The 1106-nt window shown below is 74.2% G+C and carries 1 protein-coding gene; it reads left to right on the top strand.

What is annotated here, in order from left to right; translation table 11 throughout:
* A partial coding sequence (locus K7B10_RS40470; RefSeq protein ID WP_229346053.1) for an acyltransferase domain-containing protein occupies positions 1 to 1106 on the top strand: 1106 nt, incomplete at both ends.

Genomic DNA, 1106 nt, shown 5'->3' with positions numbered 1-1106 from the left:
TCCAGCTCCATGACCGCCCCCAACGGCCCCTCCCAGCAACGCGTCATCCGCAGCGCCCTCGAGAACGCCGGCCTGACCATCGCCGACGTCGACGCGGTCGAGGCCCACGGCACGGGCACGACGCTGGGCGACCCGATCGAGGCCCAGGCCGTACTGGCCACGTACGGCCGGCGGCCCGCCGGCGACAAGCCGCTGTACCTGGGTTCGCTCAAGTCCAACCTGGCCCACACGCAGGCCGCGGCCGGCGTCGGCGGCGTCATCAAGATGGTGCAGGCGCTGCGCCACGGCCTGCTGCCGAAGGTCCTCCACCTGGAGGAGCCGACCCCGCACGTGGACTGGGAGTCGGGCAACGTCCAGTTGCTGACCGAGGCCGTCGACTGGCCGGCGGGCGAGCGCCCGCGCCGCGCGGGCGTGTCCTCGTTCGGTCTGAGCGGTACGAACGTCCACGTCATCCTGGAGGAGGCCCCGGCCGCAGAGCCGGCCGGGACCGAGGGCGCCCGGGAACTCCCGCTGGTCCCGGTCGTCCTGTCGGGCCGCTCCGCGCGGGCGCTGACCGACCAGGCCGCGCGGCTGCACGCCCGGGTCGCCGCGGACGAGGAGCTCACGCTCACCGACCTCGGCTACTCCACCGCGACCACCCGGACCCCGCACGAGCACCGCGCGGTCGTCGTCGGCGCCGACCGCGAGGAGCTCCTGTCCGGCCTGTCGGCCCTCGCCGAGGGCACGATCGCCGACGCCGGTGTGGTGGAGGGCCAGGCCCAAGGCGGCCGCACGGCCTTCCTGTTCACCGGCCAGGGCGCGCAGCGCCTGGGCATGGGCCGCGAACTGCACTCCGCCTTCCCGGTGTTCGCCCGCGCCTTCGACGAGGTCGCCGCCGCGGTGGACACGTACCTCGACACCCCGCTGTACGAGGTGATCTGGGGCGGGTCCGCCGAGGACGAGGCGCTGCTGAACAGCACCGCCTACACGCAGCCCGCGCTCTTCGCCATCGAGACCGCACTCTTCCGCCTCGTCGAGTCCTGGGGCGTGCGGCCCGACTTCCTGGCCGGTCACTCCATCGGCGAGATCACCGCCGCCCACGTGGCCGGGGTCCTCTCGCTGGAGGA

The organism is Streptomyces flavotricini (assembly GCF_020639365.1).
Taxonomy (GTDB): domain Bacteria; phylum Actinomycetota; class Actinomycetes; order Streptomycetales; family Streptomycetaceae; genus Streptomyces; species Streptomyces flavotricini.
Note: the sequence above shows the minus strand (reverse complement) of the source record. Positions and strands in the feature narration are given on the sequence as shown.